The organism is Xanthovirga aplysinae (assembly GCF_009711365.1).
Classification (GTDB): Bacteria; Bacteroidota; Bacteroidia; order Cytophagales; family Cyclobacteriaceae; genus Xanthovirga; species Xanthovirga aplysinae.
Genome location: NZ_SMMB01000759.1, coordinates 1 through 3,724, shown reverse-complemented (window position 1 = coordinate 3,724; position 3,724 = coordinate 1). Strand labels below are relative to the sequence as shown.

The 3,724-nt window shown below is 37.1% G+C and carries 2 protein-coding genes; both read right to left on the bottom strand.

From position 1 onward, the window contains the following. Positions 1–768: 768 nt before the first annotated feature. Positions 769–3,000: a heavy metal translocating P-type ATPase gene (locus E1171_RS05220; protein WP_155204776.1), complete on the bottom strand. Its 2,232-nt coding sequence runs from the start codon at positions 2,998–3,000 to the stop codon at positions 769–771. A gap of 360 nt (positions 3,001–3,360) precedes the next feature. Continuing rightward, positions 3,361–3,588: a heavy-metal-associated domain-containing protein gene (locus tag E1171_RS05215; RefSeq protein ID WP_155204775.1), complete on the bottom strand. Its 228-nt coding sequence runs from the start codon at positions 3,586–3,588 to the stop codon at positions 3,361–3,363. Positions 3,589–3,724: the final 136 nt, after the last annotated feature.

The following is a 3,724-nucleotide window of genomic DNA, read 5'->3' as shown; positions in this document are numbered from 1 at the left end:
CGAAATGTTTTGGCTTAAAAATAACGGGACTCTAATTAAGAAATTCCTTTAATCAAAAACACCTATTTTATTAAAAAATCACAAAAAAACTTAAAAAGAATTTAATCCTCATAAATTAAAAATCTTACAATTGCAGAAATCCTTTCTTTCCCTCTTGGACAGCCTAAAAACAAAAAGGAAATACTGATTTCTTAAGTAAAGGTTTAGTCCCACTACCACAATTACTTAGGCAAATCCCCTCTTCAAAATAAAGAGAAAAAATGCTCTTCTACACATGTCATTTCATATTCCATACATTTAACAGCATTTCCTCAATTTTTTGGACATTACATTTCCTAATTCAATGATTTACTTCTCCTTTTAAAAAGGTATAACCTACCGACACATAAAAAATCCTTCCTATAGGATCAATCCAGGTGAGTGCGATACTTCACATCTAAAATATTTTCTAACTTCACGTTTTCAATCAATGGAAATTGGATGGAAAGGTTTTCATTGCTCATCAGTATCGAAAAGAAAGGATAAGAGTTTGTTGGGCGCTACCCATATGCCTGACTTACTTAATATTGGGCGAGAAGCTATTTCTCGTGTTCCAACACAGCCAAAAGCCCCCTATTTAAATAATTAGGGCAATTGGTAGAGTTCTTAAGAAATAATATCGCTTGTTAAAATAAAAGGTCTTTTTAAACCTCCTGAAAATTTGAATAAATATTTCCTGAAGATTTAAAAGGACCAATTACCAATTATTCAGGCCTAAAAATGATTTTACTACAGTCGACTTACTTTAAGTCGCAAACTATTCAAGACTACAGATACTGAACTAAAGGACATAGCTGCTCCGGCAATCATTGGATTTAAAAGAAATCCATTAATTGGATACAAAAGCCCTGCAGCTATCGGAATACAGATAAGGTTATAAATAAAGGCCCAAAATAAATTTTCACGTATAGTTTTTACTGTTTGCTGTGAAACCTTTATGGCTTTATCAATTCGCTGCAAATCCCCATGGAGAATAGTCATATCCGCACTTTCCATAGCAATATCGGTACCTGTGGCCATGGCTATACCTACATCTGCCTGTGCCAGAGCCGGAGCATCGTTAATTCCATCTCCGACCATGCCTACCAACTGACCTTTTTGCTGGAATTCTTTTACATAATTGGCCTTATCTTCGGGAAGAACTTCAGCATAAAAACCGTCAATTCCTGTTGCTGTTGCTACTTTCTCGGCTGTTTTGTAATGATCACCGGTCAACATCACCACTTTAATTCCTTTATTGTGTAAAGAAGCAATGGTGAATTTAGCATCTGATCGCAAAGTATCTTCCAAAGCCAAAAGTGCTAGCCCTTTTTGGTTATTGCCAAAGGCCACCAGGGTTTTTCCTTCCCCACTTAAACGTTCAAGTTCTTTCTCCAAATAAGGGCTCCATTCCACTTTTTGGTCTTTCATCATGCCCGGACTACCTAGAAAATAGTGCTTACCCTCATAAATGGCTTTTACCCCTTTTCCCGATACATTCTCAAAGTGTTCCAGGCTTCCATTCTCTTTAATTCCCTCTATTTGATCTAAATAAGTGGTAATGGCTTCTGCCAAAGGATGCTCTGAGCGGGATTCCATTGAGAAAATTAGTTTTTTTACTAATTGTCCATCTTCCAAACCATTATCCAAAATGAAATCCGTCACTTCTGGCTTACCTTTTGTCAATGTTCCAGTTTTGTCCACCAAAAGGGTGTCTATTTTGCTGATGTGTTCCAGGGCCTGTGCATCCTTAATTAGCACACCATTTTTTGCTGCTTTTCCAATTCCTACAGTAATGGCGGTAGGGGTTGCTAATCCCAGTGCACAGGGACAGGCAATCACCAAAATAGTTACTGCAATTACCATGGCATTTGTAAAAGCAGGTTCAGGGCCAACAAAAAACCAAACGGCAGCACTCAAAATGGCAATCCCTACAACCAATGGTACAAATATACCGGCGATTTTATCCACCAATTTTTGCACAGGTGCTTTGGAGCCCTGAGCTTCTTGTACCAGTTGAATAATTCTGGCCAGCATGGTTTCGCTACCAATCTTTTCTACCAGCATATAAAAACTACCAGAACCATTTACAGTACCTCCAACAATCTCGTCTCCCATCTTCTTTTCAACAGCCTCAGGCTCTCCGGTGATCATGCTTTCATCGATATAAGATGAACCTTCCACGAGTTTTCCATCTAAAGGAACCTTTTCCCCTGGTCGAATCAATAATTTGTCCCCTACCTTAATCTCTTCTATTTCGAGCATTACTTCCTGTCCATCTCGAACTACCCGTGCTTTTTTGGCCTGTAACCCTACTAGTTTTTCAATTGCTGTAGAAGTACTGGCTTTGGCCCTGGCTTCTAGTAAATTTCCCAGAAGGATCAGGGCAATAATGACCACGGCTGCTTCATAATAGACGTGAGGCTGTATACCATTCTGGAGAAAGTATTGAGGAAAGACCGTAGTGAACAAACTATAAATAAAGGCTATTCCTGTACCTAGGGCTACCAAAGTGTCCATATTGGCTTTAAAATGTAAAAGCTGTTTCCAGGCAGAACTGTAAAAATGCCTACCACTATAGAATACCACCGGAATTGATAAGCCCAACATAATCCAGTTTTCATATGGGATTTCCGGAAGGAACATAGCAATTACAAATACTGGAATAGCAAATACAAAAGCTATCAACAGTTTTTGTCGAAGTAAATAGTATTCTTTTTTCTTTTCATTAGCAATATCTTCCTTACTGGCTTCCACCTGCAATTCATAACCGGCTGCACTGACACTTTTTTTGAGTTTATTCACATTAGTTTTAACCGATTCATATTCCAAATACACTGTACTATTTGAGAAGTTAACATTCGCTTGTTTTACACCTTCTTCTGCTTTAAGTGTATTTTCTACAGTGGTCACGCAGCTCGCACAGCTCATTCCCTTTACAGGGTAGGTGGCTTTCTCAATATTTTTGGCTGTTTTTTTCATGATCAACACTTTTTAAATGAATTATTTTTACCACTAAGCGATGCATCTGTTATTTCATACGGCTTAATAATTCAAAAGTAGGGCACGAACCCCTAGATTCTGTTATAGGATTACGATTAAGGATTATACAATTATGCGATTGGAGCATAGGGACCTTTGATTTATTAAATTTAGGAATAAGCCAGATCGTCTAAGTTTCCTATATCTTGATTATTATGATGGCCTGATCTTCATTTATTTGACTTAATGCAATTCCTAAATCAAAATAAAATCCAATATTCTCCAAAAAAAAGCCCCAACCTTAAAGTAAAAGGAAGGGGAATGTTAATTCTTTAATCCCATTAATTAAGGTTCAGGCACTTAAACCTGTAATTCATAAGAAGTTCCATCCAGACTTCTTTTAAGTCCATCATGAAGAATTTTGGTGTCATCAAATTCAATGTACACAGTTTTATCTTGCAAACTTCCCTTTACTGCTAACACACCCTCCTGCGCCTTTATTTTATCTTCAACATTGCTCATGCAACCGCCACATTTAATTCCTGTAACTGGAAAGGTTTCCTTTTTGATGTTTGCTATATTACTCATGATCTTTGCTTTTAATGTGATACAAAATGAAAGCTAAATAGGGCTTCCAATATTCAACAGTAAAATTAACGGAAGGAGGATGAAAGAGTGTTGCACTTTTTAGCTTAACCTTTATATAATTTTGATTAATTGAGCA